This is a genomic window from Psychrobacter sp., assembly GCF_018260395.1.
GTDB lineage: Bacteria > Pseudomonadota > Gammaproteobacteria > Pseudomonadales > Moraxellaceae > Psychrobacter.
On record NZ_JAGLBC010000217.1, the window covers coordinates 1 to 2,455 of the forward strand.

Annotated in this window: 2 protein-coding genes and 1 pseudogene; all 3 read left to right on the forward strand. The window is 35.6% G+C overall.

Going from position 1 to position 2,455, the window contains the following annotated elements; translation table 11 throughout:
• Positions 1-394 precede the first annotated feature (394 nt).
• On the forward strand, positions 395-1,504 hold the full coding sequence (pilM, locus tag QZ265_RS10585; RefSeq protein WP_296405987.1) for a type IV pilus assembly protein PilM: 1,110 nt from the start codon (positions 395-397) through the stop codon (positions 1,502-1,504).
• A gap of 2 nt (positions 1,505-1,506) precedes the next feature.
• A complete protein-coding gene (locus tag QZ265_RS10590) occupies positions 1,507-2,259 on the forward strand; it encodes a PilN domain-containing protein (protein WP_296405989.1) in 753 nt (250 codons plus the stop codon).
• A pseudogene (locus QZ265_RS10595) lies at positions 2,256-2,455 on the forward strand (hypothetical protein); the annotation flags it as partial. The gene QZ265_RS10590 and the pseudogene QZ265_RS10595, both read left to right, overlap by 4 nt.

Sequence of the window (2,455 nt, forward strand, 5' to 3'; positions counted from 1 at the left end):
ATAAAGCAAATCAGCGTTATCTTATAGACCTAACAATAAAACTAACTAAAGAACTAAGTTTTAAAATAAAAATAAGCGTATTTTATAACAAAAAACCCAGTCTCATTATAAAAATCTAAGCTCATTTAGCAAAAATTGCAGCAGACAGTTTAGAGGATATTTACAGCTTTAACAGGAATAGCCTGTTAAGTTAAGAGATGATATTTGTGTAAAATACTAATAATTAAATTAAATAAAATTTACTAATTTCTTGACAACGGCCTATTAAATTATTAGGGTAGTTGCCCTTATTGGCTTAACATTGGTTATATTGGCTAGATTTATTAAGTATGCTAAAACCATTTTAAACGTAGCAAAGAATTTATCAAAAGAAAATATAAAAAGGATTTTAAATTTGAGGCTGTTTTTAACGAAACCAAAGTCGTTGTTAGGAATAGCTTTTAATGACCGTAAAGTAAGCCTTGTAGAGTTGGCTTTTAAAAAAAAGAAGTACCATTTGTTGACTTATGGCATTATTGAGTTGGCTGAAGGCGAAGTAATAGACAATCAAATCATTGATAGTGAGCGTATGGGACATCAGATTGCAAAACTGGTAGCGCAGCTTAATTGCAAAACTCAGCAAGCGGCCACTGCTTTATCAGACAATTTAGTGATCACTCGTGAAATTGATATGCCTGCCGAATTAATTGAATTAGATATTGATGCACAAATTCGAGTAGATGCAGACCAGTATATTCCTTATCCATTATCTGAGGTTAGTCTAGACTTTGAAGTATTGGGTCAATCCGACTTAGGTTTCGATTTTAATAAGATTTTATTGGTGGTTTCACGTACAGAATACCTTGATCAGTATTGTGATGCTTTGGTGTTCGGTGGACTAAAACCAAATATTATAGACATTGATCGTGAGGCCAAGCAGCGCGTTTTGCAGTTTATTCTTCAAAACGGCAATAGCAATAGCAATGACTCTATAGTGACGGACTCAACTAATATCACAGTATTGGTAGATATAGGACACAATCGATCTACAGTATATATTGCTCACCATGGCCAATTTGAGTATCAAGTAGAACAGCTATTTGGCAGCAGCCATTTAACACGCTCTATCGCCTCGCATTATGATTTATCAGCTGATGCAGCTGAGCAAGCTAGTCTTAATCTACAATCGCTTAGCAATAAAAACGAACTAGATTGGGAGGAAACGATCTGGCAGCCATTTATAGATACACTTATTGAATATATCAAAGTTGCTTTTGAGCAGTATGCGTTAACAGATCCAGATTGCGAGATTGAGCATATTTTATTAAGTGGCGAAGGGAGCCAATTACCAAATCTTGATAGCAGTCTACAACGTCAAATGAATTTGCCAGTATATTTAGTCAATCCCTTTTCATCCATGGTCATAGACTCCTCTATTGATACTCAAAATCTCTTAAAACAAGCGTCGCAATTAATGACCGCTTGTGGTCTTGCCATGCGTTGTCAAATGTCTAAGCCATATTAGTAATGGCAACTATTAATTTAATGCCCTGGCGCGAGAAACGACGACTTTATAAAAATAAGCAGTTTAGGTTATCTTTGATTTTAACTTTTATTTTTTCGTTATTGATTGTCGCTGGCGTTTGGCGTAATTTGGATCAAGCTGAAACTCAGCTTGTTTTAGCCAATAAAAAACTGAGCGATAAAAATACTATTTTAGCAGCCACCTTAAAAACCCATCAATCATCTAAGCAACATCAACAGCAAATATCAGCACAGCTAACTGAAGTTACTCGGTTAGGTCGTCATCGCAGCAGCATAGGGCAACTCTGGTCACAATTATCTTCAATAATACCTAAAACCATGTATTTGACTGCCATAGTAGGACAACAAGAGGCCATAATATTTCGCGGAAAGGCTAGCGAATCAAAGGAAGTATCAAAACTGGTAACTTATTTACAGCAAAATAAGAGACTGCAACAAGCAAAACTAACTTATATCAAAAATTCAAATGCAGTGGGTCAGTCCTTGTCAAATAGCACTAGAGACTCTCAAAATATGGCGAATGAAGTCCCACTTTCGTCTTCTAATAACCCTACAAACAATTCGCATTATGTCGATTTTGAAATCAAGGCCATGCTTTTCAATCAGCATGCCAAAAGTGACTTTTCCTCACAATCTGTAAATGGAAACAATGGAAACAATGGAAACGAGGCAAGCCGTTTAAAAAATACTGAAAACATTGAACAAATAAGCAAAGAAAATGAGGCAGATCAATGAGTGCCCCTTTTGATAATGAACTGTCTCGGATAGTAAATAAGCCATCATTGAACCGACAAAAAGCTGAGTCTAAAACAAGACGTTTTGATTTAAAGGCTCTGTATTACAAGTTGCAAAGTTTAGACAGTCAGTACTATGGCAGTTGGCCTTTTGTTGCCAAAGGTTTTGTCATGATGATGGTGGTGTTTATTACTAT